Raw genomic sequence first — 22356 nt, forward strand, 5'->3', positions numbered from 1 at the left:
ATTAATTGGAATTCAGTAGAAATTCTAGCACGGCCTGATTAAAAAGTTCAGGATTTTCCTCAACTACAAAGTGTGTTTGAGCTTTAAGAATATTCAGTTTTGCATGAGGTATACTTTCAGCAATAAGGCGTGTATGCTTTTCTAAAATTACATCTTTTTCTCCAGCTATAATCATTGTTTTGGCTGTAATGCTTTTTAAACTTTCAGGATTGATATTTGGCTCCTTTAGGAGCATTTCCATTAAACGAATAGTAACTAAATCTTCTTTTTTGTTTTCAAGCTTAATCTTATTGAGATCCCTCTTTGTTATTGTCAATATTTTTTTACTTAATGCATCTTCTGATGGATTAAGATTTGCGCCCATCGTTATCAGTTTTTTAATATAAGAAGGATACTGGCTAGCCAGAATCAATCCCGTATTTCCACCATCACTCCAGCCTAACAGATTCACATTTTTAAGATTTAAACTATCCAGCAATACTTTCAAATCATCTGCAAATTGGTTATATGAAAAGCTTGTACTATTTACGTCCTTGCTCTTGCCCTGTCCACGAGTATCGATAGCAATAACTTTATAATGTTTTGAAAATGCTGGTATTTGCGCAGAAAAACTATTAATCGATCCTCCATTACCATGTAAAAGCACAAGTGGTTCTCCATCTCCATAAATCTCATAATACATCTTAATACCATTAACACGAATATAATTTCCAGCCTTTCTATTCAAGCCGTAAACAATTCGGTTATCTGGCAGGGCATTAATCGATTGTATTTTTAATACACGACTACGATCAGGGTTTGGCTCTTGAATAATCGTAGCCACAACATTTTCCTTTTTCAACAAAGATTTTGTATTTGCTAATCCTTTCAATGGCGATTTTATCGTAGAATTTTCGAAATTTCCGTTAAATAATGGTAACGCACTCCATGTGCCATCAGCAGTTTTTATTTGAAAACGAATATTATCAAGGTAAAAATCTCCATTGCCATAAGTAAGAAAATAGAGCCACAGTTTAATAGCACCATCCTCTATTATTCCTTCGAATGTGCATGTTTTCCAACTCTGGTTATTTGCTATCTGATCAGATTTTTTTCGGCTTTGTTCTAAAAAACTCATTCCATCCCCTACTTGAAGTACCATGAAAGCAGCAAGCCCTAAACCATCAATAGCTTTGGTTTGCACATCCGCACTTAGTTTAAATGCTTGGCCTCTGTATTTTTTTAAATCTATTTCTTTTACCAAAGCAATATCATTGGTACTATTTTTTAGCTGTGCTTTTGAATAAGTGCAAATGACAATAAGTAAAATGGATAATATACTTTTCATAATAATAGCTTTGCCAGACCGAGAAAATCCGATCTTTAATTGGGCAAAAATATTACTAGCAATGAATGAAAAATTGTAAAAATGTAACCTATGTGATGAAAAGCCAGTTACCAGCACCTGCTTTTAATTCAATCTGATTAAAAAACTGTTTTGGTGTTAAGCCTGTTAAAGTTTTAAAATCTTTAATCATGTGCGATTGATCATAAAAAAGTGATTCATAACTTAATGACGTTAAGTTTTCATTCTTTTTTAATAACGTAATTCTCTTACGTAATGCCAATCTAAACCGGTGAATCTTTCTAAAATCATTTGGACTTTTACCCAAATATCGATTAAAAAGCTTATTAATATTTTGTCGGCTGGTATGATATTTCAAAGCCAAATCACCAATTGAAATTTCATTTTCAATTATCGAGACATCATTAATTAAATTAGCGAGTAACGGATTATTGAAATTATTTAACTTAGAAAGCCAGTAATTTTCAATTGCAATAATCCTTTTGTCCGCATCGATTTCATCCAAAATTATTATCATTTCATTCTGAAAATCATCAAATGGAGCAAATGCATTAAGTTGATTTTTAGAATACGATGAAAAGTTATTGATGAAAGAGTTTATCCCAATAGGATTAAAGCAAAAACTTATTTCATCTACTTTACCATAGTAATTAACCCGGATTGGCATTTTGTAATTGGTGATTAATATCGAATTGAAGTGAATAGAGTCATCTTCTGATATTTCTGCACAACCATTATTAAGGGTAACCTTTATATTTTTGTAGGCTGATACGTTGATAAAATTATTCGGAAATGTTAAATATTCGATATTTTCACATCTATTTTTTGCCAGGAAGTAATAACCTTCTAAAAAAGGTTTAAGCAATTCATTTTTGGTTTTATAAAACTTAACCTGCAATGTTTGAATTTTTATAAAGCATTCAGTTTATCAATCAAGAACTTCGAAACCTCATTAAAATACCGTTTCCTGCCGTAACCCATTACCCATTGAATACCTTGCGTGGCATTGGTAATGAAAACTTCTTCAGCTTCTTTTAAAATTTCAGGATTGATTTGAGCTTCAATCAAAGTAAGGTCATTCATTTTGCAAAGCTGCATGATGGCACTGCGCATAACACCACCTATACAACCTTCAGTTAAAGCTGGCGTGTAGATTTGATTATTATAAACCACAAAAACGTTGGCACTGATGCTTTCACACAAAAAGCCATTCTGATTCAAGATCATTGCTTCATCCAAACGGTTTTGACTTTTAAAAATACCAGCCATTACGTAAGGCAAAGCATTTGAAGTTTTATAATTGGATAACTTATTTATCGGCTTTGTAATTTCATCATATACATCAATAATTAAACCTTTACTATTCAGTTCGTATTGATTACTTATGAGCGGAATCCCCTCTAAAACATAACCAGCTTTGTTAATTTCTGGTGTATAAACTCCTGATCCCTCTCGATAAACAGATAATCGGAAACGAACATTTCCAGTCCATCTGTTCTTTTTTACAAGATCAGCAGTTTTTTGGCGAAGAAAATAATCATCCATTAAAGCATGACCATCCATTTTCAGCGCTTTCATTCCCCCCACCAATCGGTCAGCATGAAAATCGGCAAACTGCAATTTGTTTTCAATCATTCGCATGCTCTCAAACAAGCCATCGCCAAACTTAAAACTTCTGTTCGAAGCGGTTAATATCGGTGCATCAACTGTGTGAAATTCATCATTAAATAAAAGGTATTGTTGAGGCATATTTTAAGATACAGCAATATAATTTTCCCACTTGTTCAATGCAGCTTTAAAATCAGCCGGAAGTGGCGCCTCAAAATGCATATATTCTTTCGTTGTTGGATGAATAAAACCTAAGCTTTGTGCATGTAATGCTTGCCTAGGCAACAATTCAAAGCAATTTTCTACAAACTGCTTGTACTTATTAAACGTAGTTCCTTTCAAAATCTTATCGCCGCCATACATGGCATCACTAAAGAGTGGATGACCGATATGTTGCATATGTGCCCGGATTTGGTGGGTGCGACCAGTTTCTAATTCACAGCTAATTAAAGTAACGTAACCTAAACGTTTTAAAACTTTGTAATGTGTAACCGACCATTTTCCTTTCTCCTCATCATCATAAATATCCATCACTCGGCGGTCTTTAACACTTCGTCCGATGTAACCTGTAACGGTACCATCATTCTCAATATCACCCCAAACCAAAGCAATATATTTTCTGGTAATGCTATGATCAAAAAACTGACGGGCTAAGTGGGTAATTGATTTTTCATTTTTGCTAATTAATAAAAGACCCGAAGTATCTTTATCAATACGATGAACTAAACCTGGTCTACCATCATTTCCCGGTAATTGGGGCAGTTGTTCAAAGTGAAAAGCCAAAGCATTAACTAATGTGCCTGTGTAATTGTTAAAACCGGGATGTACCACCATACCCGCTACTTTGTTAACAACCAACAAATCGCTATCCTCGTAAATAATATCCAATGGAATATCTTCCGGATAAACTTCTGTATCGCGTGGCGGATGAGGTAAAACAATGGAAATTTCATCAAAAGGCTTAACCTTATAACTGGCTTTTATCTGCTTTTGATTCACCAAAACATTCCCAGCATCAATAGCATTTTGGATACGGTTACGAGAAGCATTCTCTACACGAACCATTAAAAACTTATCAATGCGTAATAAGGATTGTCCCTTATCTACCAAAATTTTTAAATGTTCATATAACTCTTGCTCTTCCGATTCTTGTAACTCAACCACATTTTCCATAGTGCAAAAATAAACTTTTAACCTTAGGATTTTTTGAATGATCTAAGTTTTATAAAAATGTACTCCTCTTCAAATCTTCATATCCGTCTAACGAAAATATTACCCACTGTTTTTAGATTATTTAATCCATTTAACACCAATATCATAGCTTAGTACCGCTTATTACATATTAAATTATTGTTACTTAATTATTATAAAAAAGTGTTAAAATAATATTGGCTTGTTTTTTGTTGTTATATTGTTCTAATCGTTTACCAACATGAAAAACTTTACTCAAAACGTTAAGATTGTGCTTAATTTCTTTCCTTATTTAATGAGAAAGATTTATTTTAAGTAGTGCATTCTAAATAAAAGGTTAAAAAACACCTGCAATTTGCAGGTGTTTTTTATTTTTACACGTGTTTCAAGAAATATACAGTCCTGTTCAAAAATTAGAAATTGATCCTTTTAACAATCTTTTTGTTAAGCGTGATGATTTGATTGATCCTTATGTTTCAGGAAATAAGTGGCGAAAGTTAAAATACATTTTAAAAAAAGCATCCTTAGAGAATAAAAATCATCTTGTCACCTTTGGCGGTGCATATTCGAATCATCTTGTGGCAACTGCTGCGGCATCTGCAAGATTTGGATTAAATTCAACAGCTTTTGTTCGCGGAGAGGAAGTTAGAAATGAAATGCTTTTGCTCTGTTCTCTCTTTGGAATGAAGCTTATCTTTGTCGATCGCGAAAGCTACAAGAATAAGCCGCTATTATTTAAAGAACATTTTGGCGATGACACAAATACCTACTTTATTGATGAAGGTGGGGCTTCCAAAGAAGCGGTGACAGGTTGCGCCGAAATTATTAGCGAATTGAACGAAACATACGATCACATTTTTGTAGCCGCGGGTACAGGAACCACTGCAGCAGGGTTGTTATCAGCAATACAAACTAGAAATCTGCCTAGCAAACTCCATGTAATTCCTGTTTTAAAAGGTGGTGATTTTATTAAAGATGAAATGGCTAAATATGTGAAGCTCTCTGATCATCTAATATTACATACCGATTATCACTTCGGTGGTTATGCCAAAACAAATTCTGAACTGATCCACTTTATAAAGTCATTTACAGCGAAAACAGGTTTGTTAACAGATCCCGTTTATACCGCAAAAATGTTTTATGCGATTAATGATCTACAACAGAAAAAGAGCATCAATTCAACAGATAAAATCTTGGCTATTCACACTGGTGGATTATTAGGGATTTTGGGAATGAGAGATAAATTTTAACTTCAATTCACTCAATGATTTAATATTTCCATTAGTTTTTAAGCCGAATCAAGCAAAAAAGTTTTCCACATTTTGATAGTCCAAAATCAGTTTTTGTCTATAATCATACTTTAAACTGTTTAAACCTATTTTTTGCATAAAGAGTACAAAAAGTGCTTAAATTTTGATATTTGGCACATTTAACTAAATTTGAATTATACCAAATCCAAGTTTATGTACCAATTAACAGTACCTGCCGATCGAGTTAATGAATCTCTTAGCAAGCACATTTTAGCCGATGGATTCGACCTAACCTATGACATGGAAAAAAGTCATGGGGCTTATATTTACGATTCGAAATACAATAGAACGCTACTTGATTTTTTTACCTGTTTTGCGTCAGTTCCTTTAGGATACAACCACCCTAAAATGGTTAACGACGAAGGATTTAAAAAGAACCTATTGTTAGCGGCAATGGCAAACCCATCAAATTCTGATGTTTACACTCAACAGTATGCACAATTTATAGAAACGTTTTCTAAAGTAGGTATTCCCGATTATTTGCCCCATGCCTTTTTTATTGCAGGAGGTTCATTAGCCGTAGAAAATGCCATCAAAGTTGCGATGGATTGGAAAGTGCAAAAAAACTTTGCAAAGGGATATGCTGAAGAAAAAGGATTTAAAGTATTGCATTTTGAAAGAGCCTTTCACGGAAGATCTGGCTATACTTTAAGCTTAACCAATACATTACCTGATAAAACCAAATGGTTTGCCAAGTTCGATTGGCCAAGGGTATCCGTTCCTGAAGTAAAGTTTCCACTTACTGGAGATCATTTAGATCTTGCCATCCAAACTGAAGAGGATTCACTAGCTCAAATTAAAAAAGCATTTGCCGGGAATAAGGATGAGATTTGCGCCATTATTGTAGAGCCCATTCAATCAGAAGGTGGCGACAATCATTTAAGAGAAGAATTTTTGATTCAATTGAAATCTATAGCTGATGAAAATGACGCTTTCTTAATTTATGATGAAGTACAGACTGGGGTGGGTTTAACAGGTAAATTCTGGTGTCATCAGCATTTTAGCGAAAAAGCCAGACCAGATATTGTGGCGTTTGGTAAGAAAATGCAGGTATGTGGTATTTTGGTAGGCAATAAGGTAGATGAGATAGAGAAAAACGTTTTTAAGGTACCGAGCCGCATCAACTCAACATGGGGCGGAAATCTGGTTGACATGGTCCGATCTACTCAAATACTACAAATTGTTGAAGAAGATAATTTATGCAAGAACGCAGAAACCATTGGCAACTATTTAAAAACTAATCTCGACTCTTTTTCGCAACGATTTGATAAAATGAGCAATGTGCGGGGGCGTGGCTTGCTTTGTTCTTTCGATTTCCCAAATAAAGAAATGAGAAATGATTTTATCAGTAAAGGGCTAGAACATAATGTAATGTTTTTAGGTTGTGGCGAAAAAACAATTCGCTTTCGACCAGCGCTTTGCATTGAACAAAAGCATATTGACGAAGGCTTGACCGTTATGGAAAAAATATTGCCTTTATTGTAAGCATGAGCAGAAAATCCTTAATCATATCCATATCAGTTGTTGTAATAATTTTTGTGTTTTTTATGGTTAAAGACATTTTTAACCAACCCGGAATACAAGACATGAAGGCGGGTTTTAAAGAAGTTGTTAAATATAGAAACGCAAACAATACCGGCCCGGTTCAAAGAATTTATATCGTTACAGTGAATGATTCCATCTGGAAAGAAATGGAAGATTATGGAAATTTAATGCCACATACCAAATACGGAAATACCAAAGTTTACTTTTTCCATCAAAATGCAGATGTACCACAAACACTGCTGCCGGGAGATGTAAATTTTGATTCTCGATACAATAAATCATGCATTGCTCTGTATGAAAAAAGTGCGATGAGTCAGGTAGCGTTTAATAAGTATCCGTTTTAGCTTTCTTGTTTCATCATAAAATCATAAGCAGATAGATGTGGCATATCAGAGCAATAAATACACCACCTAAATAAGTACAAGTTACTAACTCTAATGTGCGATTTGCAGATAGAGTTAGTAACTTTTGAAGTTGGCTACACTGCTTAAAGAATTACAAAGCTACTAACTCTAATGTGCGATTTGCCGATGGAGTTAGTAACTTTTTGAGGTTGGCTATTATAAATAGACCAAAAAATCACCATTATACAAATGCAGAAAATCCTGTAATTGCTCTTCCAACAATTAAAGTATTGATTTCTTTAGTGCCTTCGTAAGAGTAAATGGCTTCTGCATCCGCAACAAAACGGGCAACATTATATTCTAATAAGATTCCATTTCCTCCCATTACTTCACGAGCTTTGCTTACCACATCTCGGGTGCGTAAGGAGCAAAAAACCTTCGCTAAAGAAGCATGTTCGTCTTTCAATAATCCTTGGTCCTGTAATTGCGACAATCGAAAACAAAGTGTTTGCATAGCCGTTAAATTTGAGAGCATTTCTACCAAATGATTTTGAATCAACTGAAACGAGGCAATTGGTTTTCCAAACTGTTTACGTGTTCTGGTATAATCCAAAGCATTTTCATAGGCTCCTCGGGCGCAACCTACGGCCTGCCAAGCTACTCCTGCCCTTGTCATCTGTAAAACCTTTGCAGTATCTTTAAAAGAATTTGCGTTTTGTAAACGATCTACTTCCTCAACCTCACAATTCGTTAAAGTGATAATTCCGTTCTGAACAATACGCAATGCCATTTTATCTTGCATTTTCTCCACTGTAAAACCTGGATTATCTTTTTTTACAATGAAACCTTTTACTTCATTATCTGCTTCATCTCTTGCCCAAATAATCAATATATCGGCAAAAGTTGCATTGCCAATCCATTTCTTTTGGCCATTTAAAATCCATTTTCCGTTTACATTTTTGCATGTAGTAGTTAAACCACCGGCTGCAGCAGAACCTACTTCGGGTTCTGTTAAACCAAAAGCACCAATAATTTTAAATTGTTGCATCAGTGGTAGCCACTGCAGTTTTTGCTCTTCTGATCCGCATAAATAAATAGAACCCATTGCCAAACCACTTTGAACACCAAAAAACGTAGATATAGAAGTATCAATTCGGGCCATTTCCATTGCCAAAATGCCTTCCATCAAATTTGATTTGCCTGGACATCCATATCCTTTGTAGGTTAACCCACAAATGTTAAGCTCTGCCAATTTTGGAATTATTTCGAATGGAAATTCGGCCCTGTTCCAATAATGATTAACGATTGGTTTAACTTCCTTTTCCAAAAACGCTCTTACTTTTAATTGCAATTCTCGATCTTCATCATTAAGTGCTTCATCACCCAAACGATAAAAATCGCCCTCAATTGGAGGAAGTTCTTTCTTTTTACCAGATCCACCCATCATCTTCATCATGCCTGATATTTGTTTATCATCTAAACTTGAGATGGTTTCAACCATTTTTGGTAAATCAACTTTTTTCGACAAAGCATCTAGCTTAGCAAAATCTACGTGCTTAAAAAGGTTATATGCGTTTTTAATTGATGAGAATATATTCGCCATAATTATTCGTTTTCAGAATAACAAATGAGCTGCGGTTTTGTTGGATGCGGTGATTTCAACCGCTAAGTATGCAAAATTTTTACGCAAAGAAAAACAAGAATTAGCTTTGTTAATCATTTAGCTTGGAGCCCTTTGCAAATACTTCTTTTTCTTTGCGGTTAAATAAATTGAAATTACTTCAAATCGAACAAATTATCTACACCTAATAATTTCCTAGATGTAAAACCTTCGCCAAATGTAGCACCAATACTTTTGCCAAACTCTCTAGAACGGCCAGTGATTGTTTCAAAAAATTCGGGTGAGGAAATATAAGTTTGCAAACCATCAACTTCGGGATTATAAAATTGCGTTCTGAATGCTTTGATCGATTCAATTTTTTTATCCATGTGATCAGAAATATCGACGATGATATCAGGCTTCATATATCGATCCTGAATATATTGCAACAACAATCTTGGTCGGTGGGCTATTTGTTTTTCTCCATCTAATTCAGTTTCGATTTTGGGTAACCCAGATAAAAATACCGAATCATAAACCAAATCTCCAGCTCTTCCATGATCTGGATGACGATCTTCTAAAGCATTACTTAAAATTATTTCAGGTTGATATTTTCTTATTGCTTTAATTACTTCAATACGATGAGCTTCATCATTCTGAAAAAACCCATCACGCATGCGTAAGTTTTCACGGGCATGCAAGCCTAATATTCTTGCAGAGTCTGCTGCCTCTTCATCACGAGTTTCTGCTGTGCCACGAGTTCCCAATTCGCCACGTGTTAATTCTACAATGCCAACTTTTTTCCCTAAAGCAATATGCTTTAAAATAGTTCCAGAGCAGCAAAGTTCTGCATCATCCGGGTGAACGGCTATAACTAAAATATCTAATTTCATTATTTATTATTGGAATTTTCATTCAGCAATTGCTGAATTTTCTTTCTAATTTTCGAGCTTAAAGGTTTAGTAAACGGAAAATAGAAATCAACTAATTCTCCTTTTTTATTGATGAGATATTTATGAAAATTCCATCGTGGTTTTGAACTAAGCTTTGAGTTTTGTTTCTTATCACTTAAGAACTGATATAATGGATGGGCATGGTTACCGCGAACCATTATCTTATCAAAAACCGGAAATTTTACACCATGATTTATCTCGCAAAATGATGAAATATCAGATCCAGTTAAAGGTTCCTGCTTTCCAAAATCATTGGTTGGAAAACCTAAAATTTCAAAATCAGGATGGTTGATTTCATCTTTTAACTGCTGTAGTTCTTTAAGTTGAGGCGTGAAGCCACATTCGGATGCTGTATTGACAACTAAAACTACTTTATTTCGATAAGCTGATAATGGTTGATCTTCTCCATTTATCTTTTTTACTTTGAAAGAATAAATATTCGGAATGCTTTTCTGCATTATTCTTATTGATAAAATCCAGAAGTACGAATAATAGATTCAATATCTCTATCCTCATTAGGATTGTACGTACTTTTTAAATTATGACCAACAACACGAGCAACAATTTGATAAGAAAAAGCAGCAAAACCACCTTTGGTTTGCTTCACGATATCGTAAGTTGTTCTTCCAACTTCCCTATCAATAAGCTTAGTCAAAATTTGTCCTTGGGTAATAGTCAATTCTTTAATTTCGCGATTAAACATGTCTTTAATTTCTTTATCACATTGTTTAACCAGTTTTTTCTGTTCTTTTTTCTCTGGTGTTCTGGCAATCTCTTCCTCAAGCTGTTCGTACCGCCTTTTGGCAAACTTTGCATAAGGCATTACCTTTAACACGTTATACCGCAAGCGGTTATAAGCAGCTTGCTCAGCTGGAGATTTCCAAATTCTGTTTGCAAAAATGCTCACATCCATCAGCTGCATCCAAGGTATCATCACACCATTATCATTTGTAGAGGCTACGCGAATAGTATCCTGCTTACCCAATTTCGGAAAAACTGGTTGGGATGGGTCTTGCGCTTTTAGCTTAACACTAAAAATCATGACAATAAATAGAATGATTAGCCCTTTAAATTTCATAAATTTATACTTTCACAAAGTTAGGTGTTATTTCATATATTAGTTGTTCAACAGAACTAATATAAGTTTTATTCATATATAAGACGAAAATTTTTACGCAAAAAAAACAAATGAAAACAGAGTTAGTGATTGATTTAGAGGCGGAAAAGCAAGAAATTCTAAAAAGATATAGAGCATTATTAAGAGCAAGCAAATCAACTTTACAAAAAGGCGATAAAAAAGAAATCAGAAAAGCATTCGATATGGCCTTGGAAAGCCATAAAGATATGCGCCGTAAATCTGGCGAACCTTACATTTATCATCCAATTGCGGTTGCCCAAATTGCAGCAGAGGAAATTGGTTTAGGAACAACTTCTATTGTTTGCGCTTTGCTGCATGATGTAGTTGAGGATACCGACATTACACTTGAAGATATTGAGCGTGAATTTGGAAAGAAAACAGCGAAAATCATCGATGGATTAACCAAAATATCTGGTGTTTTCGATACGAACAGTTCTTTGCAAGCGGAGAATTTCCGTAAAATGCTACTTACTTTGGCCGATGATGTTCGGGTAATTTTAATCAAACTTGCCGACCGCTTGCACAATATGCGTACGATGGATTTCATGCCTCGCCATAAGCAGCTTAAAATCGCATCAGAAACGATTTATCTATATGCACCCCTAGCCCACCGATTAGGTTTATATGCTATAAAATCAGAATTGGAAGATCTTTCAATGAAATATCTTGATCCTGATACTTATAAATTTATTGCTAAAAAACTAAATGAGAAAAAGGCTGAGAGAGCCATGTTCATCAAAAAATTCGTGGAGCCTATTGATGAAATTGTTCATGAGCAAGGCTTAGTTGCCGATGTTTATGGCCGACCAAAATCGATTCATTCCATTTGGAATAAAATGAAAAAAAAGAATATTCCTTTTGAAGAGGTTTATGATCTTTTTGCGATTCGTATAATTTTGGATAGCGCTTACGAAAACGAAAAAGCCGATTGCTGGAAAGCATATTCTATTGTTACCGATTTATACCGTCCAAATCCTGATCGTTTGCGTGACTGGGTTTCTTCACCAAAAGGAAATGGTTATGAAAGTTTACATACAACCGTAATGGGGCCACGCGGGCAGTGGGTTGAAGTACAAATCCGTACACAACGCATGAACGAAATTGCCGAAAAAGGTTTTGCTGCACATTGGAAATATAAGGAATCGAGCAATGATAATGGCTTAGATCAATGGATACAAAAAGTGAGAGAAATGCTCAATAATCCAGAGGCAAATGCTTTGGATTTCTTGGATGATTTTAAAATGAATCTCTTTTCTGATGAGATTTTCATTTTCACGCCAAAAGGAGCATTAATTCAATTGCCTTTAGGTGCAACAGCTTTAGATTTTGCCTTTGAAATTCATACCGGAGTTGGTGCAACTTGTATTGGCGCAAAGGTTAACCATAAATTGGTACCTATTTCTTACAAACTTCAAAATGGAGATCAGGTTGAGATTATCACCTCAAGCAAACAGACACCAAAAGAAGATTGGTTAAATGTTGTGGTTACGGCAAAAGCTAAATCAAAAATAAAATCATCATTAAAAGAAGAAAAACGCAAAATAGCTGATAACGGTAAGGAAATTCTAGAGCGAAAAATGAAATCGTTAAAAATTACCTACAACACCGATAACATTCAAAAGTTAAGTTACTTTTTCAAACTTCAATCTACACAAGAGCTATTTGTAAATGTGGCATTGGGAAAAATTGAACTTAAAGACATTAAGGAATATTTAAATACTGAAAAAGATGTTGAAACCCGCGGACCAGAACGACCAGAAAACCTAACGGTTGATATGGTTAAAAGTAAAATGAAAAATGCTGATGGCGACATTTTGCTGATTGGAGAAGATATGCAGCGAATAGATTATACTCTTGCTGCATGCTGTAACCCAATTCCTGGTGATGATGTTTTTGGTTTTGTTACCGTAAGCGAAGGTATAAAAATCCATAGAACGAACTGCCCAAATGCGGCACAGTTGATGGCCAATTATGGTTATCGCGTGGTGAAAGCGAAGTGGAATAAACAACAGGAATTAACTTTCTTAACCGGGCTTCGTATTGTTGGAATTGATGATGTAGGATTGATTAATAATATCACAAGGGTAATTTCTACCGATTTTAAAGTTAATATGCGTTCGATTACAGTTGATACCAATGAAGGAATTTTTGATGGTTCGATTATGATTTTTGTTAATGATACCGAACATCTCGAAAACTTAATTAGAAATTTATTAAAAGTTAGAGGTGTTACTGGGGTAACCAGATTTGATGCTTAAATGGGTTATAGGTTATAGGTTATAGGTTATAGGTTATAGGTTTGGAAGTCGTTTGAGTAAAGGTTTAAAACTAATTTATTTTTTTTAGATCTGATCAGTATCACACGACCAGCAACTTGTAACTCATCATCTGCAACTCTTAACCCGCAACTTGTAACCCTTAACCTGCAACCGAGTTATTACAACATTTCAACAATCTAACAATTAAACAGTCAAACAATTTACATACCTTTGAACGGAGTTTAAAAACTATGTCAGAACAAAATACAAATGAGCTCGTTCGCAAGATTTTTGAGGCTTATTTAGAGAACAAAAATCTACGCAAAACACCAGAGCGTTTCGCCATCTTGGAAGAAATATATTCTCGAAACGATCACTTTGATGTTGAAACCCTTTATATCCACATGAAAAACCAAAAGTATCGCGTAAGTCGTGCAACGGTTTACAATACTTTAGAATTATTGGTTTCTTGTGATTTGGTTACCAAGCACCAGTTTGGTAAAAACATGGCACAATTCGAAAAATCTTATGGTTACCGCCAACACGATCACGTGATCTGTATTGAGTGTGGTAAGGTAGTAGAATTTTGCGATCCTCGTATTCACCAAATCCAAACAATGGTGGGCGACCTTTTAAAATTCGATGTAAAACACCATTCATTAAACCTTTATGGATTCTGTTCAGATTGCAGTATGGCCAGAAAAGTAAATGAAACAGCCGGAGCGGCAAAACTTGAAGCAAATTAAATCAATCCACAAAATAAAACCAGCTTAAATTTTTAATAATGACGCAAGTAGATGTACTTCTCGGCCTACAATGGGGCGATGAAGGAAAGGGAAAAATCGTTGATGTTCTAAGTCCAAAATATGATCTTATTGCCCGTTTTCAGGGTGGCCCAAACGCCGGACATACTTTAGAGTTCGATGGCAAAAAATTCGTTTTAAATACAATCCCATCAGGAATTTTTAACGAAAAAACCATGAACCTTATTGGTAATGGAGTAGTGATCGATCCAATCATTTTAAAAAGAGAGCTTGATAATTTAAAAAAAGCTGGTCATGATCCTGTAGCAGAAGGCAAATTGGTAATTGCCCGTAAAGCGCACTTAATTTTACCAACCCACCAATTATTGGACGCGGCTAACGAAGCTCGCATGGGTAAAAATAAAATTGGTTCTACTTTAAAAGGAATAGGCCCAACTTATATGGACAAAACTGGTCGTAACGGTTTACGCGTTGGCGATACCACTTTACCAGATTTTAAAGAGCGTTACGCCAAACTAGTAGAAAAACATACGGAAATCCTTTCTCATTACGAAGGTTTTGAATATGAATTGGCTGAGAAGGAAGCATCTTTCTTCGAAGCAATTGAATTCTTAAAGAGCATTCCTCATGTAGATAGCGAGCATTTTGTTAATGGCTATTTAAAAGAAGGCAAAGCAGTTTTAGCCGAAGGTGCGCAAGGAACTTTATTGGATGTTGACTTCGGTTCATACCCTTTCGTAACTTCTAGTAACACCACAACTGCTGGTGCTTGTACAGGTTTAGGTATTGCACCAAATAAAGTTGGTGCGGTTTATGGTATTTTCAAAGCGTATTGCACTCGTGTTGGTGGTGGCCCATTTCCAACAGAATTAGATAATGAAGTTGGTGAAAATCTTCGTGCTTTAGGGCACGAATTTGGTGCTACTACTGGTCGTGCCCGTCGTTGCGGATGGATTGATTTGCCTGCATTAAAATATGCCATCATGTTGAACGGTGTTACCGAATTGATTATGATGAAAGCTGATGTTTTGGATACTTTCGAAACCATTTATGCTTGTACACACTATGAATACAATGGCGAAACGATCGATTACATGCCTTACGACATTATTTCTATCGAACCAAAACCGGTATTAAAAGCTATTGACGGATGGGCTACCGATGTAACTAAAATTACTTCAGTAGATGAAATTCCAGCTAAATTAAACGATTACATCGCCTTTTTGGAAAAAGAATTAGAAGTGCCAATAAAATTTTTATCTGTTGGCCCGGATAGAGCGCAAACTTTAGAGTTACGCTAAAAAACGTAATGTTGAATTCATTTCAGCATCTTAATTACTGAGACTTTAAAATATTAAAGCAATCCAATTTGGGTTGCTTTTTTTATTTGGAAAGCATAGTCTGTAATACTATTAACGTTACTCCCGCCAATGTTTCAAGTTCCAGTTTACGTTTCATACGAAAATTAATTTTCTGCACCCGTAAGCTTTCCACTTATGTCGGGTTTAGCTACCTTTGCCGCAGCTTGAAAACCACGCAAAACACAACAGAATTTAAACAAAAGGCATTACACTGGGCAAATCAGTTTGATGTTTGTTGCTTTCTGGATTCCAATCAATATAAAGATCATTATTCAGCTTACGATTTTGTTATCGCTGCTGATGTAAAAGAAGAACTGAAATGCAATAGCGGTAATGCCTTTGAAAAACTTAAAGCATTTTACGAAAAGCATCATCAATGGTTGTTTGGTTTTTTCAGTTATGACATAAAGAATGAAATTGAAAATCTTCAATCAAACAATACTGATAATTTAAATTTCCCTGAGTTATATTTTTTTGTTCCTAAATATTTAATCGCTTGCAAAAATGGCAGACCGGAAGTTTTAATAGGTACAGATTCTATTTTAAGTGAGATAGATAATTATTGCATTGAAGAAATATCCAACTCAATTCCATTAGAAATTGAATCAAAAATTAACAAAAATCAGTATATAGAAACAGTTGAAACTTTAAAAAACCACATCATTCGTGGAGATATTTATGAAGTTAATTTCTGCCACGAGTTTTTTGCTAAAAATGCATTGATTAATCCTGTTCAAACATTCGAATTGTTAAATCAGCTTTCCCCAACTCCATTTGCAGGTTACTTCAAAGTTTACAATCATTATATTTTATCGGCTACGCCTGAGCGTTTTTTAGCAAAACGTAATTCAAAATTGATCTCGCAGCCCATAAAAGGCACAGCAAAAAGAAGTAGTAATTCGGCAGAGGATGAAGAAATTAAGATTCAGTTAAAAAACGATCTCAAAGAACAATCAGAAAATGTAATGATAGTTGATTTAGTTCGTCATGATTTGACAAAATCAGCTGTAAAAGGTTCAGTTAAAGTTGATGAGTTGTTTGGCATTTACAGTTTCCCTCAAGTGCATCAAATGATTTCGACGATCAGTTGTGAACTTAATCCTGCCATTCATTTTATTGATGCCATTAAAAATGCATTTCCAATGGGATCCATGACTGGAGCGCCTAAAATAAAGGCAATGGAGTTGATCGAACAATACGAAGAAACTAAAAGAGGTGTCTATTCAGGTTCGTTTGGCTGCATAAATCCCAACGGAGATTTTGATTTCAATGTAGTGATTAGAAGTATTCTCTATAATTCTGCAAATCAATATTTATCGTTCCAGGTTGGTGGAGCTATAACTTATCAAAGTGATGCGGAAAAAGAATATGAGGAGTGCTTGCTCAAAGCAAGTGCGATTTTGAAAGTTTTAGGAGTTCATTAGTCATTAGTCATTAGTCATTAGTCATTAGTCAAAACAGCCATAAAAATGGATGGTTTCATTATAAAAAAAGTGGAAAGTTTATGCAACCTCCCACTTTTAACTTTTAACTTTTAACTTTTAACCTAAAACTACTTTTTATAATACTGTTGTGCTTCAGGTAAATATTTTTGGATTTGAGCAATACGAGTCGCGTCGCTAGGGTGTGTACTTAAAAACTCTGCTGGTTTTTGTGCACCTGCCGAAGCTGAAGACATTCTATTCCAAAAGGCAGTAGCATTTTGAGGATTATAACCAGCCATTGCCATAAAAATCAACCCTAACCTATCGGCCTCTAGTTCCTGGTTGCGACTAAATTTTAACATTGCAACTGGTGTTCCAACACCATAAAGGGTATTAAAAATACCTTGTGTTTTTGGATTTTTCGATAAGGCTACACCTGCCGCTGCACCTAAACCTTGGGCAACCATTTCGTTAGACATACGCTCTGCAGAGTGACCAGCAATAGCATGCGCTATCTCATGTCCCATCACTGTAGCTAAACCAGCATCATCTTGGGTAACAGGCAGAATACCTGTATAAACTACAATTTTTCCACCCGGCATACACCAGGCATTTTTTTCATTATTTTGAACCACGTTAACTTCCCATTGATAATCAGCAATTAAATTACCATAGTTATTACTGTTCATATATGATTTTACCGCGGTAATTAATCTACTTCCAATGGTTTTAACTTTCAATGCCTGTGCATTTGATGCAGGTAAAACAGTCGATTTATTTTCCGTTAAAAAAGTACTATAGGCTTGAAATGCCATCGGCAGAACCTGTTCATTACTTACTAAATCAAATCGACTACGCCCGGTTAGTGGAACAGTAGAACATGAGTTAAATAATAAAACCCCAGCAACACTTGCTGTTAAAAATAATTTTTTCATAACGCGATTTTAAATGATCAGTAATACTTGTTTTTGCAAGCCGAAATATTAAACAGCAAGTCAACAAATATGTTTTAGAATGAATGTGTTTTGTTAATTAATTAGTTTTCTTCTTAAACAAATACACTTTGGATTCTTTGCCTTTCAGCAATCTTTCCAGGTTTTTTTGGTGTGTAACTAGAATTAAAATGCAAACCACCATGCCATAGAGCACTTCAGATTTTATGGAAACTTGAAACAAAAAGACAACACTTAACGGAAATGTAAAGCCTGCACAAATTGAACTCAATGATACATATTTGGTTAATAATAGAACAACCACGAAAACCAGAACACAAAGCATAGATGCTTCGAAGTTAACTGCTAAAATCATTCCAAAAAGAGTGGCAACTCCCTTACCTCCTCTAAAGCCTGCAAATACAGGAAACAAGTGCCCCATTACTGCGGTTACACCGAGTGCCAATTGATAATTAACAAAAACAACTGAATTTTGTGGTCCGGTAACAGACATTCCAATTAGATAAGCCAGATTGGTTGCTGTATAACCTTTAGCAATATCTATAATCATTACAGCTATACCGGCTTTCTTACCCAATACCCTAAAAGTATTGGTAGCGCCAGCATTTCCACTTCCATATTCTCTTACATCAACGCCATAAAAGGCCTGACCAAGCCATACAGCAGTAGGTATAGATCCAAAAAGATAGGCAATTAATAATGCGCTGAGAGAATAAACCGTAACCATAGCCTACAATGATACAAAAAATAAGCTTTCTATTTTATAGCAAATCATCTAGTAAGCTTTTAAACTAATGTCTAAGCTTTTTACTGAATGTGTTAGAGCACCCATTGATATAAAATCTACACCGCAGGCTGCATATTCGGCAACATTTTCCTCCGTAATTCCTCCAGAAGCTTCTGTGACGAATTTACCGTCAATCATTTTTACAGCGGCTCTTAAATTATCAAAGGTAAAATTATCCAACATAATCCGATCAACACCACCTATTGCTAACACTTGCGATAATTCCTCAATATTCCTCACTTCAATTTCAATTTGCAGCGATTTTTTATTATCTGCAAGATATTTCTGAGCAGCCTTAATGGCATTCGAAATCCCACCAGCATAATCCACATGATTGTCTTTAATCAAGATCATATCATACAAACCAATACGATGATTTACACCTCCACCAATTCTAACTGCCCATTTTTCTAAATAACGTAATCCTGGCGTTGTTTTACGGGTATCTAAGATTTTGGTTTTGGTATCCTTTAGTAGCGAAACAATGCGATTGGTTTTGGTAGCTATTCCACTCATCCGCTGCATGCAGTTTAACACTAAACGTTCTGCTACTAAAATAGAATGTGTACTTCCTGATACGGTTAAACCCACATCACCTACTTTAACGCTGGCGCCATCATGAATCAATACATCAACTTTTAAATCGGCATCTACTTCTTTAAAAATTTCTATGGCCAACTCCATTCCAGCTAAAATGCCATCTTCTTTGATGATCAATTTTGCCTTTCCTAATGTTCCTTCGGGAATAGTAGATAATGAAGTATGATCGCCATCGCCAACATCTTCGGCAAGTGCATTTTTTATGAATTGATGTATCAGTTGAATATCCAAAATGTAGATTTTATGGCGCAAAAATAAGAAATATTTATTAGCAGACAATTTAATGACGACTGTAAATGTTCTTTATAAGTCCAAAGAAATAATTGGTGTTTTTAAAATTAAACCCAAAGCAAAAGAAAATATAAGTTTCAATTGAGCTTTAACCTTTCAGTAATGTATTTAATCTTAGCTGGCTAACTCTTAATTTAATCCTTGGCTGGTTCAATTCTTAATTCAGTAATTAAAAAGTTATTGTTAAACTTTTTCATCGTGACAGAAACCCTGAAAGTTTCTTTTGGCGTACTCAGAATGATCACGCCAAAACGATAGTTGGGATTGGTATTTATTTTATGAAAAATACTTGTTTTTACAGGTGGGTGCTTGATGAAAAAATCTCGTAAAATCTGTTCACCCTGTGCTTTTGAGTATACATCTTCCTCATCAATAATAATAAGTTCAATTGTAGAAGCAAAATTCTTAGCTATTTCCTTGGCGTTACTGCCTTTAAAATACGTTGATAAATCATCAATAATATCGGCCTGAAGGGCTTTGGGACTATTTAATGATGATAAACTAATAATTAGTAAAAACAAGCTCCGGATCATTTCTGTATTTTATAATCTCGGTATAGCTAAAATTATGCCATTAGCTTATCAAAAAAAGGATTTCATCATTTGTATAAGCATCAATAAAGTTATATTTGCCCTATATCAAAACAACAAAACATGTTCTACACGAAAATGTTTTACCAGTGATCAATTAAATTTTCAAATTAAGATGATAAATAATAAAAAACTCGCTCTTATAATTTTAGATGGTTGGGGTTACGGAAGACAAGACAACTCTGACGCTGCTTTTGCTGCCAATACACCATTTTTCGATTCATTGCTTAGAAATTATCCTAATTCAAAACTCGAAGCATCTGGTGAAGCAGTGGGTTTGCCTGCCGGACAAATGGGAAACTCAGAAGTTGGACACATGAATTTAGGTGCAGGTAGAGTAGTTTATCAAGAACTTGGCAGGATTAATAAATCTATTACAGATCATGAATTGCATGTAAATCCGATCTTACTACGTGCTTTTGATTATGCCAAACAGAATAATAAAGCAGTTCATTTCATTGGTTTAGTTTCAAATGGTGGCGTACATGCGCATATTGAACATTTAAAGGCCTTATGTGATGCTGCCAGTGAAGCACAGGTTCAAAAAACTTTTGTTCATGCATTTTTGGATGGTCGTGATACAGACCCAAATTCGGGATTAGGTTTTATAACCGATCTTCAAAATCATATCGAAAATACAACTGCAAAATTAGCTACAATGGTTGGGCGCTATTATGCAATGGACCGCGATAACCGTTGGGAGCGTGTAAAACAAGCTTATGATGTTATGGTTAATGGAATTGGCGAAAGAACTGATGATGCATTGGCAGCGATTAGAAAATCTTATCAAGATGGTATAACCGATGAATTTTTAAACCCCGTTGTACTTACTCAAGCTGACGGAACACCAATTGCAAGCATTCAAAATGATGATGTTGTTATTTGTTTTAATTTCCGTACCGATAGAGGAAGAGAAATTACTACCGCATTAACGCAAAAAGATTTTCCCGAGCAGCAAATGCATAAATTACCTCTGTATTATGTTACCATGACTACTTACGATGAAAGCTTTGAGAAAGTAAATGTAATTTTCACTAAAGACGATTTGACTAAAACCATTGGAGAAGTTTTATCAGAAAATAATAAAAATCAAATTCGAATTGCAGAAACAGAGAAATATCCTCATGTAACTTTCTTTTTCTCTGGAGGAAGAGAAACAGAGTTTCCGAATGAGAAACGCATTTTAATCCCTTCGCCAAAAGTAGCTACTTACGATTTGCAACCAGAAATGAGTGCAGCAGGAATTACTGAAGCCATTACTGCAGAAATGGAATTAGGTTGGCCTGATTTTATTTGTTTAAACTTTGCTAATCCAGATATGGTTGGCCACACAGGTGTTTTTGATGCCGTAGTAAAAGCAGTGGAAACTGCCGATAAATGTGCTGAAATAGTGGTGAATAAAGGATTGGAAAACGGGTATTCTTTCATCCTTTTAGCAGATCATGGCAATTCGGAATATATGGTTAATGGAGATGGTTCGGTTAATACCGCACACACCACTAATTTGGTTCCATGTATTTTAATCGATAGAGATTATAAAACAATTGCTGATGGTAAACTTGGCGACATTGCCCCTACTGTATTGAGAATTCTTGGTGTCCCAATTCCAGCAGAAATGACAGGAAATGTTTTAGTATAATGACTAAAAAAATTTACATTTTATTTCTAGCCATTTTCTTTATCGCATGTAATGAAGAAAAAAAATCGGCAGCAAGCACTGATTTACTATATTTTGATCTAAAAGGGTATTTCGACAAGGAAATTGTGCGGTTGCAAAAACTAAACCCAATAATAAATAAAACGGTAACAGTTAATGGCGAGCTTGAAAAAAAAGAGATAAAAATAAATGATTGGAAAAAGGAACTTGCTATTTTCTCAAATGCCGATATCAACAGGAAATCGTGGAGAGGTAGTTTTGCTTTTAAAGAAAAAAATGGTGTAGATATTTATACTTCTGATAACAAGAAAATACCTGTAAAGAAAGTTTCTATCACTTGGAATGGTGAAAAAGCAAAAAGAATAGAAATTATTATCGCCAATAAAAACATTCTTTTTCAATCAAATGATACTTTGAATTACTATCCCGACAGTTTATATGATATAAAAAAAGAGCAAAAAATTAGATTGCTCAATGAGAAAAAATATTCAATTACAGGAAAATTCTGATAAAAAAAAGGTACTGTTATAAATTCCAAATATTTAGACAAAAAAGTATTTTTGTATTCTAAAGAAGTTCAGCCACTGAACTATCTTGCGTAGTCTCGATTTTCGGATCGAGGCTACTACTTTTGTGG

21 protein-coding genes are annotated in these 22356 nt (G+C 34.8%); 9 read left to right on the forward strand and 12 right to left on the reverse strand.

All coding sequences use genetic code 11. The features are described 5' to 3' along the window. Window position 1: 1 nt before the first annotated feature. The 4 genes from LUA91_RS17235 to LUA91_RS17250 form a co-directional block, all read right to left on the reverse strand. A complete protein-coding gene (locus LUA91_RS17235) occupies window positions 2-1327 on the reverse strand; it encodes an alpha/beta fold hydrolase (protein WP_231427348.1) in 1326 nt (441 codons plus the stop codon). A gap of 88 nt (window positions 1328-1415) precedes the next feature. Beyond that, window positions 1416-2243 carry an AraC family transcriptional regulator gene (locus LUA91_RS17240; protein WP_231427349.1) on the reverse strand — a complete coding sequence of 276 codons (828 nt, stop codon included), beginning with the start codon at window positions 2241-2243 and terminating at the stop codon, window positions 1416-1418. An 11-nt stretch (window positions 2244-2254) separates the two neighbouring features. Next, window positions 2255-3094, reverse strand: coding sequence for an aminotransferase class IV (locus LUA91_RS17245; RefSeq protein ID WP_231427350.1), 840 nt, complete (start codon window positions 3092-3094; stop codon window positions 2255-2257). A 3-nt stretch (window positions 3095-3097) separates the two neighbouring features. Next, window positions 3098-4126, reverse strand: coding sequence for an RluA family pseudouridine synthase (locus LUA91_RS17250; RefSeq protein ID WP_231427351.1), 1029 nt, complete (start codon window positions 4124-4126; stop codon window positions 3098-3100). 398 nt (window positions 4127-4524) lie between these two features. On the opposite strand from LUA91_RS17250, the gene LUA91_RS17255 reads away from it, so the two are divergent. From LUA91_RS17255 to LUA91_RS17265, 3 genes are all read left to right on the forward strand, one after another. Beyond that, on the forward strand, window positions 4525-5394 hold the full coding sequence (locus LUA91_RS17255) for a 1-aminocyclopropane-1-carboxylate deaminase/D-cysteine desulfhydrase (RefSeq protein ID WP_231427352.1): 870 nt from the start codon (window positions 4525-4527) through the stop codon (window positions 5392-5394). A 213-nt stretch (window positions 5395-5607) separates the two neighbouring features. Next, entirely contained in the window at window positions 5608-6939 is a 1332-nt protein-coding gene (gene lat / locus LUA91_RS17260; RefSeq protein WP_231427353.1) for an L-lysine 6-transaminase, read from the forward strand. Window positions 6940-6941: 2 nt separating this feature from the next. Then, window positions 6942-7343, forward strand: coding sequence for a hypothetical protein (locus tag LUA91_RS17265; RefSeq protein ID WP_231427354.1), 402 nt, complete (start codon window positions 6942-6944; stop codon window positions 7341-7343). A gap of 241 nt (window positions 7344-7584) precedes the next feature. Here the strand turns inward: LUA91_RS17265 and LUA91_RS17270 are convergent, their stop codons facing one another. The 4 genes from LUA91_RS17270 to LUA91_RS17285 all read right to left on the reverse strand — a co-directional run bounded on the left by LUA91_RS17270 (window position 7585) and on the right by LUA91_RS17285 (window position 10974). Continuing rightward, window positions 7585-8946 carry an acyl-CoA dehydrogenase family protein gene (locus tag LUA91_RS17270; protein WP_231427355.1) on the reverse strand — a complete coding sequence of 454 codons (1362 nt, stop codon included), beginning with the start codon at window positions 8944-8946 and terminating at the stop codon, window positions 7585-7587. A 173-nt stretch (window positions 8947-9119) separates the two neighbouring features. Continuing rightward, window positions 9120-9836 carry a bacillithiol biosynthesis deacetylase BshB1 gene (gene bshB1 / locus LUA91_RS17275; RefSeq protein ID WP_231427356.1) on the reverse strand — a complete coding sequence of 239 codons (717 nt, stop codon included), beginning with the start codon at window positions 9834-9836 and terminating at the stop codon, window positions 9120-9122. Further along, complete coding sequence (locus tag LUA91_RS17280) at window positions 9836-10354, reverse strand: glutathione peroxidase (protein ID WP_231427357.1); 519 nt, start codon at window positions 10352-10354, stop codon at window positions 9836-9838. Before LUA91_RS17280 ends, bshB1 begins: the two co-directional genes overlap by 1 nt. A gap of 5 nt (window positions 10355-10359) precedes the next feature. Then, window positions 10360-10974: a DUF4294 domain-containing protein gene (locus tag LUA91_RS17285; protein ID WP_231427358.1), complete on the reverse strand. Its 615-nt coding sequence runs from the start codon at window positions 10972-10974 to the stop codon at window positions 10360-10362. A gap of 110 nt (window positions 10975-11084) precedes the next feature. On the opposite strand from LUA91_RS17285, the gene LUA91_RS17290 reads away from it, so the two are divergent. The 4 genes from LUA91_RS17290 (at window position 11085) to LUA91_RS17305 (ending at window position 16841) form a co-directional block, all read left to right on the forward strand. After that, window positions 11085-13292 carry a bifunctional (p)ppGpp synthetase/guanosine-3',5'-bis(diphosphate) 3'-pyrophosphohydrolase gene (locus LUA91_RS17290; protein WP_231427359.1) on the forward strand — a complete coding sequence of 736 codons (2208 nt, stop codon included), beginning with the start codon at window positions 11085-11087 and terminating at the stop codon, window positions 13290-13292. A 251-nt stretch (window positions 13293-13543) separates the two neighbouring features. Next, window positions 13544-14038 (forward strand): Fur family transcriptional regulator, encoded by a 495-nt coding sequence (locus LUA91_RS17295; RefSeq protein ID WP_056851415.1) that lies wholly within the window; start codon window positions 13544-13546, stop codon window positions 14036-14038. A 38-nt stretch (window positions 14039-14076) separates the two neighbouring features. Beyond that, window positions 14077-15357, forward strand: a complete 1281-nt coding sequence (locus LUA91_RS17300) for an adenylosuccinate synthase (protein WP_231427360.1) — start codon at window positions 14077-14079, stop codon at window positions 15355-15357. A 224-nt stretch (window positions 15358-15581) separates the two neighbouring features. Further along, window positions 15582-16841, forward strand: coding sequence for an anthranilate synthase component I family protein (locus tag LUA91_RS17305; RefSeq protein ID WP_231427361.1), 1260 nt, complete (start codon window positions 15582-15584; stop codon window positions 16839-16841). A gap of 128 nt (window positions 16842-16969) precedes the next feature. On the opposite strand, the gene LUA91_RS17310 is transcribed toward LUA91_RS17305, so the two are convergent. From LUA91_RS17310 to LUA91_RS17325, 4 genes are all read right to left on the reverse strand, one after another. Further along, window positions 16970-17776, reverse strand: a complete 807-nt coding sequence (locus LUA91_RS17310) for a M48 family metallopeptidase (protein WP_231427362.1) — start codon at window positions 17774-17776, stop codon at window positions 16970-16972. 97 nt (window positions 17777-17873) lie between these two features. Then, the gene (gene plsY / locus LUA91_RS17315) at window positions 17874-18521 is read right to left on the reverse strand and encodes a glycerol-3-phosphate 1-O-acyltransferase PlsY (protein WP_131031998.1); all 648 of its coding nucleotides are present in this window, start codon (window positions 18519-18521) and stop codon (window positions 17874-17876) included. Between the two features lie 48 nt (window positions 18522-18569). Continuing rightward, window positions 18570-19412, reverse strand: a complete 843-nt coding sequence (gene nadC / locus LUA91_RS17320) for a carboxylating nicotinate-nucleotide diphosphorylase (protein WP_231427363.1) — start codon at window positions 19410-19412, stop codon at window positions 18570-18572. A gap of 194 nt (window positions 19413-19606) precedes the next feature. Next, window positions 19607-20005, reverse strand: a complete 399-nt coding sequence (locus tag LUA91_RS17325) for a DUF4783 domain-containing protein (RefSeq protein ID WP_231427364.1) — start codon at window positions 20003-20005, stop codon at window positions 19607-19609. 172 nt (window positions 20006-20177) lie between these two features. Between LUA91_RS17325 and gpmI the strand changes: the two genes are divergently transcribed. Together gpmI and LUA91_RS17335 are read left to right on the forward strand one after the other, a co-directional pair. Continuing rightward, window positions 20178-21701 carry a 2,3-bisphosphoglycerate-independent phosphoglycerate mutase gene (gene gpmI / locus LUA91_RS17330; protein ID WP_231427365.1) on the forward strand — a complete coding sequence of 508 codons (1524 nt, stop codon included), beginning with the start codon at window positions 20178-20180 and terminating at the stop codon, window positions 21699-21701. A gap of 131 nt (window positions 21702-21832) precedes the next feature. Next, window positions 21833-22228: a hypothetical protein gene (locus LUA91_RS17335; RefSeq protein WP_231427366.1), complete on the forward strand. Its 396-nt coding sequence runs from the start codon at window positions 21833-21835 to the stop codon at window positions 22226-22228. The last annotated feature ends 128 nt before the right edge of the window (window positions 22229-22356 follow it).

Origin of the sequence: Pedobacter sp. Leaf250 (assembly GCF_920984735.1) — a bacterium.
Lineage (GTDB): Bacteria > Bacteroidota > Bacteroidia > Sphingobacteriales > Sphingobacteriaceae > Pedobacter.

What these genes read in the sequence shown, in the direction of transcription:
- LUA91_RS17235 (WP_231427348.1), bottom strand. Translation starts at nt 1,327, where the DNA reads ATGAAAAGTATATTATCCATTTTACTTATTGTCATTTGCACTTATTCA.
- LUA91_RS17245 (WP_231427350.1), bottom strand. Translation starts at nt 3,094, where the DNA reads ATGCCTCAACAATACCTTTTATTTAATGATGAATTTCACACAGTTGAT.
- LUA91_RS17250 (WP_231427351.1), bottom strand. Translation starts at nt 4,126, where the DNA reads ATGGAAAATGTGGTTGAGTTACAAGAATCGGAAGAGCAAGAGTTATAT.
- lat (WP_231427353.1), top strand. Translation starts at nt 5,608, where the DNA reads ATGTACCAATTAACAGTACCTGCCGATCGAGTTAATGAATCTCTTAGC.
- LUA91_RS17265 (WP_231427354.1), top strand. Translation starts at nt 6,942, where the DNA reads ATGAGCAGAAAATCCTTAATCATATCCATATCAGTTGTTGTAATAATT.
- LUA91_RS17270 (WP_231427355.1), bottom strand. Translation starts at nt 8,946, where the DNA reads ATGGCGAATATATTCTCATCAATTAAAAACGCATATAACCTTTTTAAG.
- bshB1 (WP_231427356.1), bottom strand. Translation starts at nt 9,836, where the DNA reads ATGAAATTAGATATTTTAGTTATAGCCGTTCACCCGGATGATGCAGAA.
- LUA91_RS17280 (WP_231427357.1), bottom strand. Translation starts at nt 10,354, where the DNA reads ATGCAGAAAAGCATTCCGAATATTTATTCTTTCAAAGTAAAAAAGATA.
- LUA91_RS17285 (WP_231427358.1), bottom strand. Translation starts at nt 10,974, where the DNA reads ATGAAATTTAAAGGGCTAATCATTCTATTTATTGTCATGATTTTTAGT.
- LUA91_RS17290 (WP_231427359.1), top strand. Translation starts at nt 11,085, where the DNA reads ATGAAAACAGAGTTAGTGATTGATTTAGAGGCGGAAAAGCAAGAAATT.
- LUA91_RS17295 (WP_056851415.1), top strand. Translation starts at nt 13,544, where the DNA reads ATGTCAGAACAAAATACAAATGAGCTCGTTCGCAAGATTTTTGAGGCT.
- LUA91_RS17300 (WP_231427360.1), top strand. Translation starts at nt 14,077, where the DNA reads ATGACGCAAGTAGATGTACTTCTCGGCCTACAATGGGGCGATGAAGGA.
- LUA91_RS17310 (WP_231427362.1), bottom strand. Translation starts at nt 17,776, where the DNA reads ATGAAAAAATTATTTTTAACAGCAAGTGTTGCTGGGGTTTTATTATTT.
- plsY (WP_131031998.1), bottom strand. Translation starts at nt 18,521, where the DNA reads ATGGTTACGGTTTATTCTCTCAGCGCATTATTAATTGCCTATCTTTTT.
- LUA91_RS17325 (WP_231427364.1), bottom strand. Translation starts at nt 20,005, where the DNA reads ATGATCCGGAGCTTGTTTTTACTAATTATTAGTTTATCATCATTAAAT.
- gpmI (WP_231427365.1), top strand. Translation starts at nt 20,178, where the DNA reads ATGATAAATAATAAAAAACTCGCTCTTATAATTTTAGATGGTTGGGGT.